The 20,067-nt window shown below is 63.9% G+C and carries 22 protein-coding genes; 5 read left to right on the forward strand and 17 right to left on the reverse strand.

Going from position 1 to position 20,067, the window contains the following annotated elements; all coding sequences use genetic code 11:
* Window positions 1-5: 5 nt before the first annotated feature.
* The 5 genes from PXK07_RS10735 to PXK07_RS10755 all read left to right on the forward strand — a co-directional run bounded on the left by PXK07_RS10735 (window position 6) and on the right by PXK07_RS10755 (window position 2,860).
* Window positions 6-860, forward strand: a complete 855-nt coding sequence (locus tag PXK07_RS10735; RefSeq protein ID WP_274848233.1) for an XdhC family protein — start codon at window positions 6-8, stop codon at window positions 858-860.
* A complete protein-coding gene (locus PXK07_RS10740; protein ID WP_274848234.1) occupies window positions 853-975 on the forward strand; it encodes a hypothetical protein in 123 nt (40 codons plus the stop codon). The genes PXK07_RS10735 and PXK07_RS10740 overlap by 8 nt, the downstream gene beginning before the upstream one ends.
* A 13-nt stretch (window positions 976-988) precedes the next feature.
* Window positions 989-1,441 carry an SRPBCC family protein gene (locus tag PXK07_RS10745; RefSeq protein ID WP_274848235.1) on the forward strand — a complete coding sequence of 151 codons (453 nt, stop codon included), beginning with the start codon at window positions 989-991 and terminating at the stop codon, window positions 1,439-1,441.
* Window positions 1,442-1,618: 177 nt separating this feature from the next.
* A complete protein-coding gene (locus PXK07_RS10750; protein ID WP_274848303.1) occupies window positions 1,619-2,461 on the forward strand; it encodes an ATP-binding protein in 843 nt (280 codons plus the stop codon).
* A gap of 3 nt (window positions 2,462-2,464) precedes the next feature.
* Window positions 2,465-2,860 (forward strand): GFA family protein, encoded by a 396-nt coding sequence (locus PXK07_RS10755; protein ID WP_274848236.1) that lies wholly within the window; start codon window positions 2,465-2,467, stop codon window positions 2,858-2,860.
* Between the two features lie 38 nt (window positions 2,861-2,898).
* On the opposite strand, the gene PXK07_RS10760 is transcribed toward PXK07_RS10755, so the two are convergent.
* The 17 genes from PXK07_RS10760 to PXK07_RS10840 form a co-directional block, all read right to left on the reverse strand.
* Window positions 2,899-4,098, reverse strand: a complete 1,200-nt coding sequence (locus PXK07_RS10760; protein WP_274848237.1) for a peptidoglycan DD-metalloendopeptidase family protein — start codon at window positions 4,096-4,098, stop codon at window positions 2,899-2,901.
* Between the two features lie 54 nt (window positions 4,099-4,152).
* Window positions 4,153-4,800, reverse strand: a complete 648-nt coding sequence (locus PXK07_RS10765; protein ID WP_274848239.1) for a protein-L-isoaspartate(D-aspartate) O-methyltransferase — start codon at window positions 4,798-4,800, stop codon at window positions 4,153-4,155.
* Window positions 4,797-5,582 (reverse strand): 5'/3'-nucleotidase SurE, encoded by a 786-nt coding sequence (surE, locus tag PXK07_RS10770; RefSeq protein WP_274848241.1) that lies wholly within the window; start codon window positions 5,580-5,582, stop codon window positions 4,797-4,799. The genes PXK07_RS10765 and surE overlap by 4 nt, the downstream gene beginning before the upstream one ends.
* A gap of 351 nt (window positions 5,583-5,933) precedes the next feature.
* Window positions 5,934-6,587 (reverse strand): SDR family NAD(P)-dependent oxidoreductase, encoded by a 654-nt coding sequence (locus tag PXK07_RS10775; RefSeq protein ID WP_274848242.1) that lies wholly within the window; start codon window positions 6,585-6,587, stop codon window positions 5,934-5,936.
* A gap of 66 nt (window positions 6,588-6,653) precedes the next feature.
* Window positions 6,654-7,232 (reverse strand): DUF2199 domain-containing protein, encoded by a 579-nt coding sequence (locus PXK07_RS10780; RefSeq protein WP_274848243.1) that lies wholly within the window; start codon window positions 7,230-7,232, stop codon window positions 6,654-6,656.
* Window positions 7,233-7,317: 85 nt separating this feature from the next.
* Window positions 7,318-8,775 carry an amidophosphoribosyltransferase gene (gene purF / locus PXK07_RS10785; RefSeq protein WP_446728370.1) on the reverse strand — a complete coding sequence of 486 codons (1,458 nt, stop codon included), beginning with the start codon at window positions 8,773-8,775 and terminating at the stop codon, window positions 7,318-7,320.
* A gap of 202 nt (window positions 8,776-8,977) precedes the next feature.
* On the reverse strand, window positions 8,978-9,670 hold the full coding sequence (locus tag PXK07_RS10790) for a Hint domain-containing protein (protein ID WP_274848246.1): 693 nt from the start codon (window positions 9,668-9,670) through the stop codon (window positions 8,978-8,980).
* A gap of 390 nt (window positions 9,671-10,060) precedes the next feature.
* A complete protein-coding gene (locus PXK07_RS10795; protein WP_274848248.1) occupies window positions 10,061-10,615 on the reverse strand; it encodes a CvpA family protein in 555 nt (184 codons plus the stop codon).
* A gap of 42 nt (window positions 10,616-10,657) precedes the next feature.
* Complete coding sequence (gene radA, locus PXK07_RS10800) at window positions 10,658-12,025, reverse strand: DNA repair protein RadA (protein WP_274848249.1); 1,368 nt, start codon at window positions 12,023-12,025, stop codon at window positions 10,658-10,660.
* A gap of 290 nt (window positions 12,026-12,315) precedes the next feature.
* Window positions 12,316-12,765 (reverse strand): paraquat-inducible protein A, encoded by a 450-nt coding sequence (locus PXK07_RS10805; RefSeq protein ID WP_274848250.1) that lies wholly within the window; start codon window positions 12,763-12,765, stop codon window positions 12,316-12,318.
* A 140-nt stretch (window positions 12,766-12,905) separates the two neighbouring features.
* On the reverse strand, window positions 12,906-13,652 hold the full coding sequence (locus tag PXK07_RS10810; RefSeq protein WP_274848251.1) for an ABC transporter ATP-binding protein: 747 nt from the start codon (window positions 13,650-13,652) through the stop codon (window positions 12,906-12,908).
* The gene (locus PXK07_RS10815) at window positions 13,649-14,431 is read right to left on the reverse strand and encodes an MlaE family ABC transporter permease (RefSeq protein WP_274848252.1); all 783 of its coding nucleotides are present in this window, start codon (window positions 14,429-14,431) and stop codon (window positions 13,649-13,651) included. Before PXK07_RS10815 ends, PXK07_RS10810 begins: the two co-directional genes overlap by 4 nt.
* Window positions 14,428-15,465, reverse strand: coding sequence for an alanine racemase (alr, locus tag PXK07_RS10820; protein WP_274848254.1), 1,038 nt, complete (start codon window positions 15,463-15,465; stop codon window positions 14,428-14,430). Before alr ends, PXK07_RS10815 begins: the two co-directional genes overlap by 4 nt.
* Window positions 15,466-15,564: 99 nt before the next feature.
* The gene (locus PXK07_RS10825) at window positions 15,565-15,996 is read right to left on the reverse strand and encodes a YybH family protein (protein ID WP_274848255.1); all 432 of its coding nucleotides are present in this window, start codon (window positions 15,994-15,996) and stop codon (window positions 15,565-15,567) included.
* A 25-nt stretch (window positions 15,997-16,021) separates the two neighbouring features.
* Complete coding sequence (locus tag PXK07_RS10830; RefSeq protein WP_274848257.1) at window positions 16,022-17,548, reverse strand: replicative DNA helicase; 1,527 nt, start codon at window positions 17,546-17,548, stop codon at window positions 16,022-16,024.
* A gap of 276 nt (window positions 17,549-17,824) precedes the next feature.
* Window positions 17,825-18,505, reverse strand: coding sequence for an orotate phosphoribosyltransferase (locus tag PXK07_RS10835; RefSeq protein WP_274848258.1), 681 nt, complete (start codon window positions 18,503-18,505; stop codon window positions 17,825-17,827).
* Between the two features lie 158 nt (window positions 18,506-18,663).
* Window positions 18,664-19,797: a sensor histidine kinase gene (locus PXK07_RS10840; protein WP_274848259.1), complete on the reverse strand. Its 1,134-nt coding sequence runs from the start codon at window positions 19,795-19,797 to the stop codon at window positions 18,664-18,666.
* Window positions 19,798-20,067: the final 270 nt, after the last annotated feature.

Raw genomic sequence — 20,067 nt, forward strand, 5'->3', positions numbered from 1 at the left:
TCATCATGGCAGGACATTCCGCACTTGGACCACGGCTGGAACAGGATCTGGCCCGCGAAACAGAGGCCCGGCGCAGCGCTGGCGAACCCTTTGCCATGGCGACCGTGGTGCGCACCGTGGCGGCGACCTCGGCCAAGCCGGGATCAAAGGCGTTGATCGACGCCAAGGGCGAGATCGTCGTCGGTTTCCTGGGTGGCGGCTGCGTGCGCGGCGCCGTGGGTCGCGCGGCCCGCGAGGCGATCGAAACAGGCGCGCCGCAGCTTCTGTCGATTGGGCCGGAAGAATTGCTCGCCGAGGCGGGCGTCAGCGCAGGCGAGGAGCGCGACGGCATCAAATACGCCCGCAACGGCTGCCCCAGCAAGGGTGTCCTGGATATCTTCGTGGAACCGGTTTTGCCGCTGCCTGCCCTGGTGGTCTGTGGCTCCGGCCCGGTGGCGCAGGCGCTGGTGGAATTGTCGGCGCGGTTTGAGTTCGACCGCACATTGTGCCTGCCGGGGCCGCAGCAGGTCGATCTGCCCATGCCCGACCGGGTGGTGGAGCATTTCGACGCGCATCCGATCTGGGACAGCGCGCCCTTCGTGGTGGTCGCCACGCAAGGACGCGGCGACGAGGCTGCGCTCAGCCGGGCGCTCACGCAGAAGGCGCGTTATATCGGCTTTGTCGGCAGTCGCCGGAAATTCGCGACCCTGTCGCAGCGATTGAAGGACAAGGGCGTGTCCGAAGCGGCGCTTGCCACGGTGAAGGCGCCTGCGGGCATCGATATCCACGCCATCACCCCGGATGAGATCGCCCTGTCGATCCTTGCCGAGCTGGTGCAGCGCCGCCGGGCGCTTCAGCGCCGGGAGGTGGCAGATGGCTGATTTTACCCGGCGTCTGGTAGGCCCCCTGACCCGCAGCCTGTGGCGACGCCTGTTTCCCGAATTGAGTGACGAGCAGGCCAAGGTTCTGGCCACCGTCAAATTTCCCTGTTGCTAGAAGGACAACCCACATGGAACTGAACGACGAAATCTTCATCAATGCCCCGCGTGACGAGGTCTATGCGGCTCTCAATGACCCGGAGGTGCTGCAAAAGGCGATCCCCGGCTGCGAGGAGCTGATCAAACATTCCGACACCGAGCTGGAGGCCAAGGTGGTGCTGAAGATCGGCCCGGTGAAGGCGAAATTCTCGGGCCAGGTGACCCTGTCCCCTGACGCCCCGCCGGAACGCTTCTCGCTGACCGGGCAGGGCAATGGCGGTGCCGCGGGCTTTGCCAAGGGCGGCGCCGAGGTGGTGTTGACAGAACAGGATGGCGGCACGCTGCTGTCCTACACGGCCAAGGCCGATATCGGCGGCAAGCTGGCGCAGCTGGGCAGCCGCCTGATCCAGAGCACGGCCAAGAAACTGGCCGCCAAGTTTTTCAAGAGCTTTTCCGAGGAGATGGAAAAAGCCCAGGCCGCCTAAAGGACCATTCTGTCCCCATAGGGCGGCATACACTCACTGAACCGAGAGAAGACAAGGGGCGGCACGCAGGTGTCGCCCCTTTTGCATGCATCCGGGTGGCAAAGCGGCTTGTTGCCCGGCTCCGAACATGCTTTGTCACCTCCGCAAGCAAGGACGGAGGACCCCATGACAGTACCGATGACTGAGGACGCATTGAACCGCATTGCCGAGGCCCTGGAGCGGATGTCGCCCGCGCCCCTGGAAGCGCCCGATTTCGATGCGGCGCCCGCCTTTGTCTGGCATGTCTCCCCGGATCGGCTGGCCCCGGTAGAGGCGGTGAACCGGGTCGATCTGGAGCTGCTGGTGGGCATCGACCGCTCGCGCGATACGCTGCTTGAAAACACCCGTCGGTTTGCCGAAGGGTCGGCCGCCAACAATGCGCTATTGTGGGGCGCGCGCGGCATGGGGAAATCGAGCCTGGTAAAGGCGGTGCATGGCGCGCTGATCGCCGATCATCCCGATCTGAAACTGGTGGAACTGCAGCGCGAGGATCTGCCTTCGGTGGCGCGGCTTCTGAACCATCTGCGCGCCTCTTCCAAGCGGTTCATCCTGTTCTGCGATGACCTCTCGTTCAGCCATGACGATCAGCACTACAAGAGCCTGAAGGCGGTGCTGGATGGCGGCATCGAGGGGCGGCCCGAAAACGTGGTCTTCTATGCCACCTCGAACCGGCGCCACCTGATGCCGCGCGACATGATCGAAAACGAACGCTCCAGCGCCATCAATCCCTCAGAGGCGGTGGAGGAGAAGGTTTCACTCTCCGATCGCTTTGGTCTGTGGCTGGGCTTCCACCCCTGCGATCAGGACGAATTCCTGTCTATGATCGCGGGCTATTGCACCGCCTATGGCGTCACGGTCGACCCGGAGGTGCTGCGCGCCGAAGCGGTGGAGTGGCAGGCGACGCGCGGTGCGCGTTCGGGCCGGGTGGCCTGGCAGTATTTCACCGATCTGGCCGGGCGACACGGTGTTTCGCTCAGCTGAGGCATGGACCCGTCGCAGCAGACATATACCGCCGGATGCCTCTGCGGCGCGCTGCGAGTTGTCGCGCAAGGGGCGCCCTTGCGCGTGGGGATCTGCCATTGCCTGGATTGCCGCAAACATCATGGCGCGCTGTTCTATGCGGCGGCGGTGTTTCGCGGCGACATGGTCACGATCGCGGGCGAAAGCCGGGCCTATCAGGGGCGGCATTTCTGTCCGCGCTGCGGATCGTCCGTTTTTGCCCGCAGCGATGAGGAGATCGAAGTGCACCTGGGAGCGATGGATGCACCGGATCAACTGGTGCCGAGCTACGAGCTCTGGACCGGGCGCCGCGAAAGCTGGCTGCCCGCATTCCCCGACATGATCCGGTTCCCCTCAAATCGCACCGATCCGGAGAGCTAGACGGCTCGGTCAGCGCTCCCGTTCGGCCTAGGGTCTGGTCAGTTTAGATAGGGGAGTGGGTCGAGGCTTTCATAGCCGTTGCGGACCTCGAAGTGCAAAAAGGCATCCTTGCCATCGCGCAACTTGGCAATGGGCTGGCCGCGCTTCACCGCCTCGCCCTTCTTCACCGAGATATCCGTCACATTGACGTAAAGCGTCAGCAGCTTGTTGGAGTGGCGGATCACCACGATCGGGATGTTCTTGGAATCCTTGGTGATGGCGGCCACTGTGCCCGCCTCGGCGGATTTCACCGCCTGGCCGGGCGTGCCCGCGATATCGATGCCTTCGTTCTTGCCCTTGGAATAGGTGGAGATGATCTTGCCCTGCAACGGATAGGCCAGGGCGGCGTCGCTTTGGCGGGTGGGTTCGGGCACCTTCACCGTGGGCACCGCTGCCACGGCCTCGGAGGCCGGAGCGACCTCTTCGGTGGGCAGGGGTTTGGTGGCGCTGGGCGGTGTTGGCGTTGCGCTGCCCGCGCCCGGCGGGGTCACCTCGGCGGTGCGGGTAGGGGCAGGCTGGTCCTTCAGCGGGATCAGCAGGTACTGGCCCTCGCGGATGGCAAAATCGCTGCCCAGCCCGTTCCACTCGGCCAGGGATTTCACCGGCACCTGGTAAAGGCGCGAGATGGTATAGGCGGTTTCGCCGCGCACCACCTTGTGGCGGATGGGTTCGGGGCCCTCCTGGACCTCGACCGGCGCCGACCGCGGCGTGGGCTGCAGGGTCGTGGTGGTCACGGATCCAGGGTTGGGAGAGGTTTGCGGCGCGGCCTCGATGGCTTGTCCCGCAAGCGAGGCAATATCGACGCCGCCCGGCTGGGCCGATCCGGGCGCGATGCTGGTGGGCGCGCGGCGGGGCATCGCCAGAATCTCGTCCTTGCGCAGGGGATCAGACGGCTCCATGCCGTTGAACCGGGCCAGTTCGGTCGGGGTCAAGCCCACCCGGGTGGCCACATCCGCGACGGTGTCACCGCGCTGCGCCACCACCACCTGGTAGGAGGGGTAGGTGATCAGGCCGCGCTCATCGGCAGCAGGCCGGTCGGTGGTGGCGTTCTGGGCGGCGGCGGCGGTGCTGAAACCGCCGAATTGTCCGCGCAGGTCATAGTCGAGCGGGCCTTCGCAGCCAGCCAGCACGGCGAGGGTCGGAAGAAGGAGCAAAAGCCGTTCCGGGCGGCGCGGCTGGATGGGGGCAGTCTCGGTCATCTCGCTCTCCTCAAAATACCAATTCAATAATCGCCGGTCTCGTTCGGGCTCCATTTAGGTCTCTTTGCCGAGACCCTCAAGCAGGGGAACAAAACGAACCGGGCGCAATTCATCATAATCAAGGCCCGTTTCCGTCTTGCGCACCCGGATCAGCGTCTGCACCGTGTCGGATTGCCCCACAGGTACCACCATGATGCCGCCGGTCTTCAACTGCGCCAGCAGCGGCCCGGGCGGGTCTTCGGCGGCGGCAGTGACGATGATGCGGTCAAAGGGCGCCTGATCCGGCAGGCCAAAGCTGCCATCGCCCACCAGCGAGGTCACATTGGGCAGGTGGAGCGCCTCAAACAGCGCCCGTGCCTCGCGCACCAGCCGGGCGTGGCGGTCGATGGTATAGACCCGCCGCGCCAGTTTCGACAGGATTGCCGCCTGGTAGCCGGATCCGGTGCCGACCTCCAGCACCGTATCACGGGGCGAGACCTGCAGGGCCTGGGTCATTAGCCCCACCACCGAGGGCTGCGAGATGGTCTGGCCGCAGGCAATCGGCAGAGGCGTGTCCTCATAGGCGCGCTGCGCAAAGATGCCGCGCACGAAGGGGCCGCGGTCGATCTCCTCCATCGCCTCCAGCACCAGCGGATCCGTCACCCCGCGCGAGCGCAGGGCGAACAGAAACTGCATCTTGGTCTCGGGATCGGGGCCTGTCATTCCAGAACCTTGAGGGCGTGCAGCGCATCATGGGCGGTCAGATCCGCGCGCATCGGGGTGACCGAGATATAGCCTTCGAGGTTGACCGAGGCATCGGTGTCGGGCGCCGTGTGCACGTGTTGGTCACCGCCCTTGATCCAGACATAGCGCCGCCCATTGGGAGAGAGCTGTTCCTCGGCGGAAAACCGGGGTCCTGCGCGCAGCCCCTGCGCCACGGCGCGGGCGCCCTTGACGGCGGCGGCGGGGACGGGCGGGAAGTTGATGTTGTAGAACAGGCGGTAATCGCCATGGGCGTCCTGCGGGCTGGCCTTCAGGATGTCGCGGATCAGTGCGGCACCATGTTCCGCGGCCGCTTCAAACGGGTTGTCGAGCTTGGCATTATGGGGGCCGAAATACTGCGACAGGGCGAGGGCGGGAATGCCCTGCAGGGCGGCTTCCATGGCGCCGCCAAGGGTGCCGGAATAAAGCGCGTTCTCGGCCGAATTGTTGCCCCGGTTGATGCCCGAAAGGACCAGATCGGGCACCACATCCTGCATCGCCACGTGAACCCCCGCCAGCACGCAATCGGCGGGCGAGCCTTCGGTGGCAAAGCGGCGCTCGCCAAGCTGGCTCAGCATCGAGGGGCGGGTGTAGCTGATGCAATGGCCGACGCCCGATTGTTCAAAGGCGGGCGCCACGGTCCAGACCTCGCCATCGGGTCCGGCAACCTCATGGGCGATGGCTTCCAGAACCGTGAGGCCCGGTGCATTGATACCGTCGTCATTGGTTACGAGAATGCGCATAGAGCCCCCTGCCGCCGCCTGAATGGTGTTTCGATCTGAATAGGACGTTGAAAATACTGGGGCAAGCCTTTCGCAGGGGTGGGGGACGCTATCTTTCCAGCGGGGCATAGGCGCCACAGGTTTTTCCGGACCGCTGGCTGTTCAGCGCAACCGGGACGCTCCCGCCTGCTTTGGCTGCATTCTGCGAATGCCGCCGCGCAGTTGGGCCCGGCAGGCTGACGCCTGCGGGGCGAAAAGAGTGGCATCTGTCGTGCGCAACAGCGCCGCGCCATAGGCGCGGCGCCCGGCCCAACGCCGATCCTCATATCCGTGATATGAGAGAGCGGGGACGGGAGCGCAGCCTTGTTCTGGTCAGCCTTCGTCCTGGAGGATCAGAGGCAACAGGCGCGCGGCTTCGTCCTGCACCGGGGTGAGAGCTTCGCGGTCCTCCCCCGGGAAGAAGCGGGCGCGTAGGGCGGTGGGCATGGGCTGGGGCTCAACAATCTGAACAAATGGGCCGGTCTTGGCGCTTTCGGCCTGCCAGCTACGGGCCAGCGACATTTGCGCCGCCTTGGTGGCCCCATAGGCGCCGAAGAATTTTTCGCCCGCGCGGGGATCGTCAAAGAACACGGCACGGCCGCTCTGGCCGAGCAGGGGTGCTACATAGGGGATCAGCACCGAGGTGGCAGTGGCGTTTACCGCCACGGATTTCTCCCAGTCCTTGGGCGCGACAAAGGGCGCAGGGGACAGCGGTGCCGCGTGGATTGCCGTGTGCAGCCACAGGTCAAGCGATCCCCAGCGGTCATGGATGCCCCGGCAGAGCGTCGCCATCGCCTCGGGCACGGTCACGTCCATCGGCGCCAGGGTGGCGCTGCCGCCCTTGGCCTTGATGCGGTCATCCAGCTCTTCCAGGGCGCCGGTGGTGCGGGCCACGGCCACGATGTGATGGGTCGGGGCAAGCGCCTCTGCCAGGGCGGCGCCCAGGCCGCGCGAGGCGCCGGTGATAAGAGCGAGTTTCTGTGTCATGGCTGCCTTTTGGGCCTGTTGGGCTGGTGCGTCAAGGGGGCAGGGGGCTGCTGCAATCTGGCGCCTTTACGCGTCATAGATCAGCGAAGGGATATCGTGCCCGTAGGCATGCAGCATTTCCAACACTTCTTCCAGCTGCAGCCCCTCTTGCTGCAGGCGGGCAAGCAGGTGACTGGGTTCCGAAACCTGCAATTCCGGGTATTCGCCTTCGGGCCGCATATGCAGCATGCAGGCCACCGGGCCGCCGTCGTCGGGCGGGATGGCATTGGCAAGCCAGGCCGGGCGGCTGCCCAGGCTTTCCACCTCGCGCAGTTCGAACAGGTCGAGATAGGCTTCGAAATCATCCTGACCCAGGCTCGCCCAGGTGCCCAGGATGAACTCGGCACCACAGCCGCCTTGCACCGGCAGCGCCAGCACCGCGCGTACAAAGCGCAGATCGCCAAGGCGGCAGAAATCCTCGGCGAGCACATCGCCGCGCAGGCTCATCACCGCGGAATTGTCCTGCACCACCAGGTCTTCGGGGCAGGCATCCGGCCGGTCGCAGCTGAGGCTGAGCAGCTGTGCAAAGGTGGCATCACAGCAGCGGCATTTGCGCGTCGAGGTCAGCAATCGGGCAAGGTGGGCGTCCAAGGAAGGGCCTTTCATTGAGGTGCGGTCTGAAAAACGGACCATAGGAAAGGGCGCCGACCCCATGGGATCAGCGCCCTCCCTGATTGTGTTTGGCGACCTCTTACTCTGCGGCGGTCTTCATTTCAAACCCCCGTTCGATCATATCGGAGGGGGTCACGGGATATTCACCCGAGAAGCAGGCGTCGCAGTATTGCGGGCAGCTCTTGTCGCGGCCCGAGGCCTCGCCCACGGCGCGGTAAAGCCCGTCGAGCGAGATGAACTTGAGACTGTCGACCGCCAGATGTTCGGCCATCTGATCCTCGGTCATGGTGGCGGCCAGCAGCTTGTCGCGATCCGGCGTGTCGACGCCATAGAAACAGGGCCAGGCGGTGGGCGGAGAGGCAATGCGGAAATGCACCTCCTTGGCGCCCGCATCCAGGATCATCTCCTTGATCTTGCGGGATGTTGTGCCGCGCACCACGGAATCGTCCACCAGGATCACCCGCTTGCCCTGGATCAGGGCGCGGTTGACGTTCAGCTTCAGGCGCACACCCATGTTGCGGATCTGCTCGGTCGGCTCGATGAAGGTGCGGCCCATATACTGGTTGCGGATGATCCCCATGGCATAGGGGATGCCCGATTCCAGCGAATAGCCGATCGCGGCCGGGGTGCCGCTGTCGGGCACCGGGCAGACCAGATCCGCCTCGACCGGGTTTTCCTTGGCCAGTTCCCGCCCGATGGCTTCGCGGGTTTCATAGACCGAGCGACCGCCCAGGATCGAATCGGGGCGCGAGAAATAGACATGTTCGAAGATGCAGAACTTCGAGGGCTGGCGGCGGAAGGGGAAATGGCTCTCGACGCCCTTGTCGTTGATTACCACCATTTCGCCGGGTTCAATCTCGCGGATGAATTCGGCGCCGATGATATCCAGCGCGCAGGTCTCGGAGCTCAGCGCATAGCCATCGCCGATCTTGCCGAGCACCAGCGGGCGCACGCCTAAGGGATCACGCACGCCGATCAGCTTGGTACGGGTCATGGCGACGACGGAAAAGGCGCCTTCGACCTTGCGCAGCGCCTCTTCCATGCGGTCGGGGATCGACCGGCCCATGGAGCGCGCCATCAGGTGGATGATGCATTCGCTGTCGGATGAGCTTTGGAAGATCGAGCCGCGCTCGATCAGCTCGCGGCGCAGGGCGTTGGCATTGGTGATATTGCCGTTGTGGGCAATGGCGGCCCCGCCCATGGCGAATTCGCCAAAGAAGGGCTGCACGTCGCGGATCGCGGTCTGGCCTTTCGATCCGGCGGTGGAATAGCGCACGTGGCCGATGGCCAGCGGCCCGGGCACCGTGGCCATCACATCCTGCGAGGTGAAGTTGTCGCGCACATAGCCAAAGCGGCGCACGCTGTTGAACCCCTCGACAGGATCATGGGAGACGATACCGCCTGCCTCCTGTCCGCGGTGCTGCAGCGCATGCAGGCCAAGGGCTACGAAATTGGCGGCGTCCTGGACGCCGACGACGCCAAACACGCCGCATTCTTCGCGTAGTTTGTCGTCGTCAAAGGGATGGGCGGGGGGCATCTGCGGCATCGGCAAGGCGTGTGGCTCCGAATCCGGGAATGAGTGATGGCCCTCACATAGAGCCTTCCTCCACGGATGTCACCAAAGGATCACAATTCCTTTGTGACCGGCGGATTTGTCGCGGAAGAAAAAGGGGGCTGTTTCCACAGGCCCCCGGTCAGTTCTGCTCGTCTATTTGGTCTTGCCGGTGGTTTCGGTCGTCTCACGCGGCCAGAGCGGGCATGAAGACGGCGTCAAAGGGATCGGGGTAACGGGCATCCTCTGCCCCCATGCCGGTCTGCGACAGGGCGCGGCCTTCGTCGCTGGCCAGAACCTGGCGTACCTCGGTCAGGGAGAGTTCGCAGAAGGCGCCATCGGGGCCGCCTTCACCGGCCAGAACCAGCATGCCGCTTTCGGCCCAGATCAGCTCTTCCTCGGTGCAGGTGATGTGAATGCGGCCAATGCTTTCGGGCGCGGCTGCCTTGATACCCTTGTGACCGGCCAGGTGGATCAGCTTGGCGGTGACCAGCGGCAGGCCAAACAGGCGCTCTGCGGCGTCCAGTTCCAGCGCCACGGTCTGATCGGCGGGCAGCAGCAGGTCGGTGTCATTGCCAAGGGCGCCAGCAGGCACATGCATCAGCGTTGTCAGGCGCGGCACCGCGTGGCGCACCGCCTGCACTTCCTGGGCGCCACCGTCGAAGGTGTAGATCATGTCACCCGGCTTCACGTCGCGGGCCTGGATGAAGCCACGGTCGGTTTCCACCAGGGTGGAGGGCAGGAAGCCGCCTTCACGAGGGCGCAGCGGCGTGGTGTCGATGGGGGTCTCCAGCAGGGACGCGCAGTTGAAAACGGAAAAATCCAACAGCATGTCCACCGGCTGGTAGTCAGCGAAAGAGTTGAAATGATCCAGCAACATTTTCGTGTCCCTTCTGAGATCGAGTGGCTTTCTGCCTGTCGTGGATCCTAATTGGCCCCCGAATTGGGCCGAAAATGGGGCAAGGGTGCGGCCAATTTAGAATTTGACCTATTTTTCGGGGACAAAATCGGATTTTTTCCCCGGATTGTTAACCAATTGACCGCTGTGGATCAGATTTTGTTAAGAATTACCCCTTGCCAAGGCTGGAAAGGCGGCAGCGGCAGGGCGCGGTGATTCTGAAGGTGCCCACAGAGGGCGAATCTGCCTGATCAAGAGCTTGCATGGCCGGGAGCGCTGAGGTGGATTCTGGCTATGCTTATGTTTTGAATGAAAAAAGAGCGCCTCAAGGGGCGCTCTCATTGTTTTGGGCATGGAGTGAGGGCGGGCTGATCAGTCCTCGCAGGCGCCGATCAGGGCCTCGTACTGTTGGGTGACCCAGCCAAGCGCCTGCTCGGGATTGCGGTCCTCGATCTTGCCGATCATGCGTTCGAACACCACGGCAGAGCGGCTTTCGTCAACGATTGTAAAGCTCTGCCCGGTCATCACCACATTGTAGAGGAAGAAGGCAATCGCCACCAAAAGGATGCCGCGCAAGACGCCAAAGAAGAAGCCCGCGCCCTGGTCCAGCCCGCCCAGGGCCGAGCGCTGCACCAAGGAGGAAAACAGCGGGGTGAAGAAGGAGGCGACAATCAGGGCCAGGGCAAAGACGGCGGCAAAGGCGGCGATGATCGACAATTCGCAGCTGTCGGCGATGAAGTCCCCGACCACCGGGATCTCTGCCATCAGCGGCTCGACTTGTGGGGCGAACATGAAGGCAAGGACACCGGCGGCGATCCAGCCTGCGATGGCCATCGCCTCGCGCACCAGACCGCGCGAATAGGCCAGCAATGCCGATACAACAATGACCAGGGCCACGACCCCGTCGATAATGGTGAAACCTTCCATGTCCCTCGCCCGTTAGCGCACAGTAAAATTCTTTCGGCGACTTTAGCCGGCCCCGAAGAATTCGCCAACAAAACCGGTGAGGTCGTCAACCTTGCGCTGAGCCAGGCCTTTGACCGATACGGATTTGCCGCCGCCGGGGGCAATGGCTGAGGTGAAACCAAGTTTTTGCGCCTCTTTCAACCTGTTTTCTGTCTGAGGCGCGGGTCTGAGGGCACCAGATAGCGAGATTTCTCCGAATATTGCGGTATCGGCGGGAAGGGCGGTGTCCTCGCGGGCGCTCAGCAGTGCGGCGGCGACCGCCAGATCGGCGGCGGGTTCAGAGATCTTCATGCCGCCCGCCACATTGAGATAGACATCAAGACCGGCGAAAGGAATGCCGCAACGCGCCTCCAGCACCGCAAGGATCATGGCCAGGCGCGATGAGTCCCAGCCCACCACCGCACGGCGCGGCTGCGAATGGGGGGAGGGGGCCACCAGCGCCTGAAGTTCCACCAGCACGGGGCGGGTGCCTTCGATGCCGGCAAAGACCACCGATCCGGGCGAGGGCTGGCCACGTTCGGAGAGGAACAGGGCAGAGGGGTTCACCACTTCGGCCAGGCCACCGCCGGTCATCTCGAAGACGCCGATCTCATCCGCCGGGCCAAAGCGGTTCTTCACGGCGCGCAGGATGCGGAACTGGTGGCCGCGCTCGCCCTCGAAATAGAGGACGGTGTCGACCATATGCTCCACCACGCGGGGGCCTGCGATCTGGCCCTCCTTGGTGACATGGCCGACCATGATGATGGAGATGCCGTTGGTCTTGGCAAAGGTTGTGAGTTCGTGCGCGGCGGCGCGGACCTGGCTGACCGACCCCGGCGCGCTGTCCACGTGATCGGCCCACATGGTCTGGATCGAATCGATGATGGCAAGCTGGGGTTTTTCCGCCTCCAGCGTGGTCAGGATGTCCCGCAGGTTGGTTTCCGCGGCGAGTTTCACCGGCGCCTGTGCCAGGCCAAGGCGTTGCGCCCGCATGCGGACCTGGGCACTGGCCTCTTCACCGCTGACATAGACGGTCTTGAGGCCTGCCCTGGCAAAGCGGGCGGCGGCCTGCAACAGGAGCGTCGATTTGCCGATACCGGGATCGCCCCCCACCAGGATGGCCGAAGCGGGCACCAAGCCACCGCCCAGGACCCGGTCAAGCTCGCCGACACCGGACTGGCTGCGCGGCGGCGGTGTTTCCTCGACCGCAAGATCGGAAAGCGGAATGGTGCGCCCACGCCGCATGCCGAGGCTTTTCTTGGCAGGGCCGCCAGAGGAGAGGCCCTTGTCCTCGGCTATGGTGTTCCACTCGCCACAGCCTTCGCAGCGGCCGGACCATTTGGAGAAGCTGGCGCCACAGGCCGAGCAGGAGAAGGAAGATGATTTTGCCATGGGGCTGTTTTGCCCGATGTTCAGGGTTTGTTCAAGGCGTAAGGTAGGTCTCCCGCCCGTCGCTGGATCCCGAGCGGGATCCGCTCCCGTTTGGCCCGGCACCGCTGCCGCGGTGCGGCCAGATCAGGAAAGAACCGCTGCCGCGGTGCCGCCGCTGGCGCGGCGTAAAGGATTTGCTGAGAGGCGATTCAGGGGCAGGTCTGCCCTGAATGCGCGATTTCGAGTCTATGTGGATCAAAGCCGCGTCAATGATCTGCGACCTTGCTGCGCAAGGCGGCGCCTGCGCGCCGTCATTGACCCGGATTTGATCGCAGGCTGCGTTCGGTTATGAGGCCGAGGGCGATGGAGGCGAGGATGCAGGCGGAGAAGAGATAAAGGCCCCAGCCGGTCTCGATCGTGACGTAGCCGATGCCCTTGGCAAGGGTGATGTAGAGCGCGATGAGGAAGATGTCGGCCATGGCAAGCTTGCCCAGCAGATGCAGCACCGGTTGGGCGCGGCGATCCAGCAGGCCCCATTGCACCAGCGCAAGGCCGATGGTTTTGAGGTAGGGGGCGAAGATGGCAAAGAAAGTCACCAGCAGCGCCAGTACCACATCGCTGCCCCAGAGCGATTGCAACCCGGTGATGACGCTGATCTCGGAAAGACCGAACAGCGGCAAAAGGCCCGCCCGCAGCAGGGGCGCGAACCAGGCGATGGGGTAGAGGATCAAGAGCGACAGGGTGGCGAGGCGGAGGATCATGGCGGTCCGGATATGTGGCGTTGCCTAGATGTGTGCCTTCCGCTGCTGATTTTGAAGGGGAAAGTTGCACGGCAGTCATCGGCCGGGGCAGGCCGTGAGCTCTTCGCAGTTGCTTGAGGTGGGAAATCCTGAGCTGTCGTTTACCGCACCGCCTCGATCGGACCCTCCGCGCGGCCGTGGATGAACTGGTCGAGGTAGGGATCGCCCGAATTGTCCATCTGGGCAACCGGGCCGGTCCATTTGATCACCCCGTCATGCAGCATGGCGATATTGTCGGCGATGGCGCGCACCGAGGTCATGTCGTGGGTGATGGTCATGGCGGTGGCGCCCATCTCGACCACGATCTCGCGGATGAGATCGTTGATCACCCCCGCCATGATCGGGTCCAGGCCGGTGGTGGGCTCGTCAAAGAAGATGATCTCCGGCTCGGCGGCGATGGCGCGGGCGAGGCCGACGCGTTTCTGCATGCCACCCGAGAGTTCGGCGGGCAAACGATCCGCGACATCGGCTTTCAGGCCGACGCGGCGCAGTTTCTCGATGGCGATTTCGCGGGCCTCTTCGGCGGGGCGTTTCAGCGTGCCGCGCATCAGGCGGAAGGCGACGTTCTGCCAGACGGGCAGGGAGTCAAACAGCGCCCCGCCCTGAAACAGCATGCCGAACCGCGCCAGAAAGGCATCGCGGTCGCCTGCATCCGCCGGTTTGCCATCCACCAGAATGCTGCCGCTGTCGGGTTTGATGAGGCCCAGGACGCATTTCAGCGCCACCGATTTGCCGGTGCCGGAGCCGCCGATGATCACCATCGAGGTGCCCTTGGGGACCTCCAGCGTCATGCCGCGCAGAACCTGGTTGGAGCCAAAGGCCTTATGTACGTTTTCGAGCTTGATCATACCGAGAAGAACACCCCCGTCAGCAGGAAGTTGGCGGCCAGGATCAGGATGGCGGCGGCCTCGACCGATCCTTTGGTGGCGCGGCCCACGCCCTGCGCACCGCGGCCCGATTGCATGCCGTAGTAGCAGCCCATCAGGGCGGCGATGGTGCCAAAGGCGGCGCCTTTCACCAGCGAGGAGATCACATCGAGCGGTTCAAGGAAATCTACGGTGTTCTTGAGATAGGCAGCGGCGTTGAAATCGAGGTTATGCACCGCAACCGCATAGCCGCCGGCAATGCCGATGATGTCGCCGATCCCGACCAGGAGCGGCACGGTCAGGAAGGCTGCCAGCACGCGGGGGGCGACGAGGTATTGCATCGGGTTGGTCGATAGCGTCACCAGGGCGTCGATCTGCTCGGTCACCTTCATGGTGGCGATCTCGGCCGCGATGGAGGAGGTGACGCGGGCGGCGATCATCAGGCCAACCAGAACCGGGCCAAGTTCGCGCACCATGCCGATGGCGACGATCTGGGGCACCACGGCCTCGGCGTTGAAACGGGCGCCGCCGGCGTAGATCTGCAGGGCCAGCGCACCGCCGGTGAAGATCGCCGTCAGACCCACCACCGGCAGCGACAGCCAGCCAACATGCAACAGGGCGGTCAGCGTCTCGCGGCCATAGAACGGCGGGCGGATCATGTAGGACAGTGTGGAGAGCGCAAACAGGGCGACACGACCGATGGCGGACAGCATATCGAGCGCCAGACGGCCGATGCGGGCAAGAAGGGCGAGCGGGTTCATCCCTTGTAGCTCCTTGCATAGCGCGCGCCCATCGAGGTCAGGATCTCATAGCCAATGCTGCCCGCCGCATCGGCGAGGCTGTCTACGGTCTGCACTTCATTGAGCAGGGTCAGCGCGGCGGGGTCGCTGTCAAGGTCGGTCACGTCGATGGTGATCAGATCCATCGAGATCCGCCCCACCACCGGGCAGGCCGTGTCACCGGCATAGGCCTGAATGCCGCCGCTGCCCATGGCGCGCAGCAACCCGTCGGCATAGCCAGCCGCCACGGTTGCGATGCGGCTGGGGCGCTGGGCGGTCCAGGTGTTGCCATAGCCGACGGTTTCGCCGGGCATCAGGTCGCGGATCTGGATCACCGGCAGGTCGAGTTGCACCACCGGCAGGGCATCGCCGTAGGGGTCGCCGCCATAAAGACCGATGCCCGGTCGGCAGAGGTCGAAATGATAGTCGGGACCAAGCAGGATGCCACCGGTGGCCGAGAGCGAGCGCGGCACCTCGATCCCGTCGGTCATCTCGTGGAAGGTCTTGAGCTGCTGTGCATTCATCGGATGCGCGGGTTCATCGGCGCAGGCCAGGTGCGACATCAGCAGGACCGGGCCTTGCCCCAGCGCGATATCGCGTACAGCCGCCCATTCGCCGGGCTCCATCCCCAAACGGTTCATGCCGCTGTCCAGCTGCACGCCAAAGGGATGGCCGGGCAGGCTTTCGAAATGGCGCAGCATCTGGTCGAGCGAGTTGAGCATCGGGGCCAGTTGGAAATCGCGCAGCAGGCCGGTGTCGCCCTCCATATGGCCGGAGAAGACGGAAATGCCGGGACCAGGCCCCAGGGCGCGGCGCAGGGCGACGCCTTCCTCGGCGGCCGCCACAAAGAAATTGCGCGCACCGGCCTTGGCCAGGGCGGTTGCCACGCGGCCTGAATCCAGGCCGTATCCATTTGCCTTGACCACCGCGGCGGTTTCGCAGTTGGTCTTTGCATCAAGATTGCGCCAGTTGGTCACCAGCGCATCAAGGTTGATTGTCAGTCGTGCCGTGCTCATGCGCTGTTCATGACATGCGCGCAGCAGGGGTCAAGGGGGAAACGGTGCTGCAGGGCTGTGTTGCGCCTTGGATGGCGCCGTCTTGCCGGTGGCGGGTGCCTACTTCGGCATGGTGGCGTTGGAGTGCCAGAAGATCCGCACGCAGGTGGCAAGGCCCTGATCGTTCAGCTCTGCCACCAGGGTGCCGTCCAGCTCCATCCGGGGCAGGGGGTCGCCGGGCTGGCGATCCGGTAGGCCGGTGCCGGTGGATTTCGCCCAGATCTGGAACAGTTCCTCGCTGGCGACCTGATAGGTGACGTTCCAATGGCCGACGCCGCCCTTTGGTGTTTCGGCCAACACGCTTGGGGTCAGGCAAATGTCCTGTTGCAGCTTGATCCGATCCCAGTAGCGGGCCAGTTCTTCGGGGCCGGTCTGCACCTGAAAGGGCGTGTTCCAATATTGCCCATCGGGGGTAAAGAGCGCGGCAAAGCCTTCGGAATCCTGCGCCTCCCACACCCGTTTGTAGGCCTGCATGAAATCGTGAATGCTCATTGGAAATCCTCTGCCTGGAAAAGAGTTATTCGTAGCCGTCCGGCTGCTGCTGCCAGGATTTGGCGAGGTTGCCAAAGCGGGTGAATTGCGCCTCGAACGACAGTTCCACCGTGCCGATGGGACCGTGACGCTGCTTGCCGACGATGACCTCGGCCTTGGCATGCAACCGCTCCATCGCGGCCTTCCATTCTTCCATCTTGTCCAGTTCGTGATCGCCGGGCTTTTCACGCTCTTTATAGTATTCCTCGCGGAACACGAACATCACCACGTCGGCGTCCTGTTCGATCGAGCCGGATTCCCGAAGATCCGACAGCTGCGGGCGTTTGTCATCGCGGCTTTCCACCTGACGCGACAGCTGCGACAGCGCAATCACCGGGATGTTCAGCTCCTTGGCGATGGCCTTCATCCCCATCGAGATCTCGGCGATCTCGTTCACCCGGTTGTCGGACATGCCGCGGCAAAGCTGCAGGTAGTCGATCACCAGAAGATCCAGGCCATGGGTCCGTTTCAGGCGGCGGGCGCGGGCGGCCAGCTGCGAGATCGGCAGGGCGGGCGTGTCGTCGATGAACAAGGGGCAGCTTTCCAGATCCTTGGCGGCCTGCACGAAGCGGCGGAATTCGCTTTCGCTCATGTCGCCCTGGCGGATCTTGTGGCTGGAAATCTCGGACGCCTCGGCCAGGATCCGCCCGGCCAGCTGTTCGGCGCTCATCTCGAGCGAGAAGAAGCCCACCACGCCACCATCCACGGCACCCTCGGTCCCGTCAGGCTTAACACCCTTCTTGTAGGCCTTGGCCACGTTGAAGGCGACGTTGGTCGCAAGCGAGGTCTTCCCCATCGAAGGGCGCCCCGCGAGGATCAGAAGGTCCGACGGGTGAAGGCCGCCTAGCTGCTTGTCGAGATCGGTCAGCCCGGTGGAAATCCCCGCCATGCCGCCGCCGCGCTGATAGGCCTCGTTGGTGACATTGACCGCCTCGGTGACGGCCTTGAGGAAGGATTTGAAGCCGCTTTCGGTCTGGCCCTGTTCGGCCAGCTGATAAAGCGACTGTTCCGCCTCGACAATCTGCTCTTTCGGTTCCGAGGACACATCCACCCTCCGCGCCTTGTCGGCGATGGACTGGCCAAGGGCGATCAGCTCGCGCCGGATCGCCAGATCGTAGATCATCTGCGCATAGTCGCGCACCGCAAAGACAGAGATCGACGCACCGGCGAGTTTCGCCAGATAGGCGGGGCCGCCAAGCTCCTTCAGACCCTCGTCATCCTCCATGAAGGCCTTCAGCGTCACCGGCGAGGCCAGCGCGTTCTTGGAGATCCGCGCGGCGGCGATTTCGTAGATGCGGGTGTGGACCGGATCGTAGAAATGCGAGGAATCAATGATCGAGGCAACCCGGTCATAGACGTCATTGTTGGTCAGGATCGCGCCCAGAAGCTGCTGTTCGGCCTCTACCGAATGGGGCAGCTCGTTGGCCTCCATGCCACTGGCCTGCTGCGGAGCATCCGGTTCCGGCATCGGGGCGGGGGGCTGGTCTCCGTCGAATGGGGTCAGTTCGTTCATCGCGGCTCTCTTCAGTCGGTCCGGATAGATAGGGCAATTCAGGCGCTCAAATCCATCTGGAAATCACCGTGGACAAGCTGTGGGCAGGCTGTGGAGAACTCTCCGCCGCCTGTTGATGATTTCCCATTTGGACCCAAAAGCGCCTGTGGCGCGCAATATCCGGTAGGATGGCATGGGTGGGCCGCAAAATAAAGGGGGCGGCGCCCCTGCGGCCTGTACATGCAAGAACCGGGGCCTGATCCGGCCCCGGTTATCTAGCTGACAGCGGTGCCGTCTTTAGGCGGATTTATGCGCATCCTGCCAGGCGCGGGGGTCTTTCAGGAAGGTTTCCACCTCATCCAGCGTTGCGGTGCTGAAGGCGCCTTGGGCGCGGGCCTCGGCCAGGACATCCCACCAGGTGCAGAGGTAATGCAGCTCCACCCCGTGGTCGCCCAGCGTCTTGGTCGTTTCTGGGAAGATGTCGTAGTAGAAGATCACCGCCGTGTGCCCGCAGGTGGCCCCGGTTTCCCGGATCGCATCCACGAAGGACAGCTTCGAGCCGCCATCGGTGGTCAGATCCTCGACCAAGAGCACCCGCTCGCCCTCGCTCATGGCGCCTTCGATGCGGGCGTTGCGGCCGTATCCTTTGGGTTTCTTGCGCACATAGGTCATCGGCAGCGCCATGCGCTCAGCCACCAGGGCGGCAAAGGGGATGCCGGCGGTTTCACCACCTGCGATATTATCAAAGGCCTCGAACCCTGCGTTGCGCATCACGGTGACGGTCATGAAATCCATCAGCGTCGAGCGGATACGCGGGAAGGAGATCAGCTTGCGGCAGTCGATATAGCTGGGCGAGGGCAGGCCGGAGGCCAGCGTATAGGGCGTTTCCGTGTTGAAATTCACCGCGCCGATTTCCAGCAGCATCCGGGCAGACAGGCGGGCGATTTCTTCGGCGGTGGGGTAGGAGGAGGGGATCATGGGCAGGTCCTTTGCTTCGGGTCGGGGCTGGCCCGGTGTCGGGCGCTGGCATACCCCGGCGGTGGCCCCTTGTTCAAGTCGGCTTTGACACTTCGGTCCGGCTCTCAGGGGCGTTTCAAGGGCAGGGTGAGGCGGAATCGGCTGCCCTGGTCGCGCCCTTAGCTTTCGGCCGAGACGGTGCCGTTATGCGCCTCCATGATCTGGCGCACATTCTCCAGCCCGAGGCCGGTTGCGGTTTCTCCGCCGGTCGGGGTGGCCGAGAGGGTCCGGAAACGGCCAAAGACATGTTCAAGATCGTCTTTGGTAAGGCCCTGCCCATTGTCGGTGACATCGATCACGAGAGTATCTGCAGCCTGCTCCATGGTGACATGGACGGCGCCGCCACAAGGGGTGTATTTGACCGCGTTGCAGATCAGGTTGTCTATGGCGGACACCAGCAGGGTGTCGTCGGCCTCAACCCGGATCGTACTGTCCCCGGAACTGTCGAACGTGAGCGTTATGTCCTTGCGGCGGGCCTCGTCGCGATTGGCAGCGACGGCGATATCGACCAACCGAGCCGGGTCCACAGGGTGGGTGGTCAGCGACAGGGCATCCCCTTCGGCCCGCACCCGTTCAAGGGTGGCGGAAATCAGGTCGGACATCCGTTCGGCGCCGGTGAGGATCTTGTCGAAACCGGCACTGATACGCGTAAGATCAGGCGCGGTTGCTGCCCCTCGGGCCTGTCCGAGTTCGGCCTGGGAAATGATCGCGGCAAGCGGGTTGCGCAGGTCGTGCGCGATCAACCCCATCAGATGGGTTTTTTGTGAATTCTCCTGTCGCAGGCGGTCGAAACCGCGCTGCAGGCGGGCGTTGAGATCGGACAGCTCGGCGATCATCGCCCGTCGTTCGGCTTCGAAGGCCAACCGGCGCAACTCTGCTTCGGCGCGCTGGGCGAATATGCCGGCAATTGCAGTGGCCACTTCGGTTTCGACGATTGTATCGTGGGAGAAGACGGCGAGATGCCCGGCCACCTGTCCTTCGGTGTCCCGCAACGGGATGCCGATATAGCCTTCGACAGCGCCTTCGCGCGGGTACAGCTCAGCGACGCCGCAGGGAATGGTGACGGTTTCACCCAGGTAGACCCTTGCGCAGGGGGTTTCATCGAGCTGAAAGCGCAGATCCTGTACGATTTCTTGATCTTGCAGCGCATAGAGCGCACGGGCATGTGTGGCAGGGACACCCTCGCCATAGGTCACGGCGACAAATGCGGTGTCGAGATAGGCGCTCAGCGCCTCGACCAGGCGGCGCAGCATGTCGTGTCCGACCTGGCCGGCGATGCTCTGTGCGATTTGGAAAATCTGCTGGGTCTCGGGGGAAGGCATGGTGCAAAATCGGGCCTTTGGTTTGAAAACGCCGATATGTTAGCGCCGCCCTGCCCGCGGCGCTAGACCTTCCCCTTTTGACCTCATCCAGGCGGAAGCGAAGGTGCGCCGCGGAAGCCGGGATCAAACACCGTTATCGGGCCTGCGCCGCTCTGGATCTTTTCGGGGAAGGCGACGGGGGCGTCCTGTTCCACTCGGGTG

The organism is Phaeobacter sp. QD34_24 (assembly GCF_028890115.1).
Lineage (GTDB): Bacteria > Pseudomonadota > Alphaproteobacteria > Rhodobacterales > Rhodobacteraceae > Phycobacter.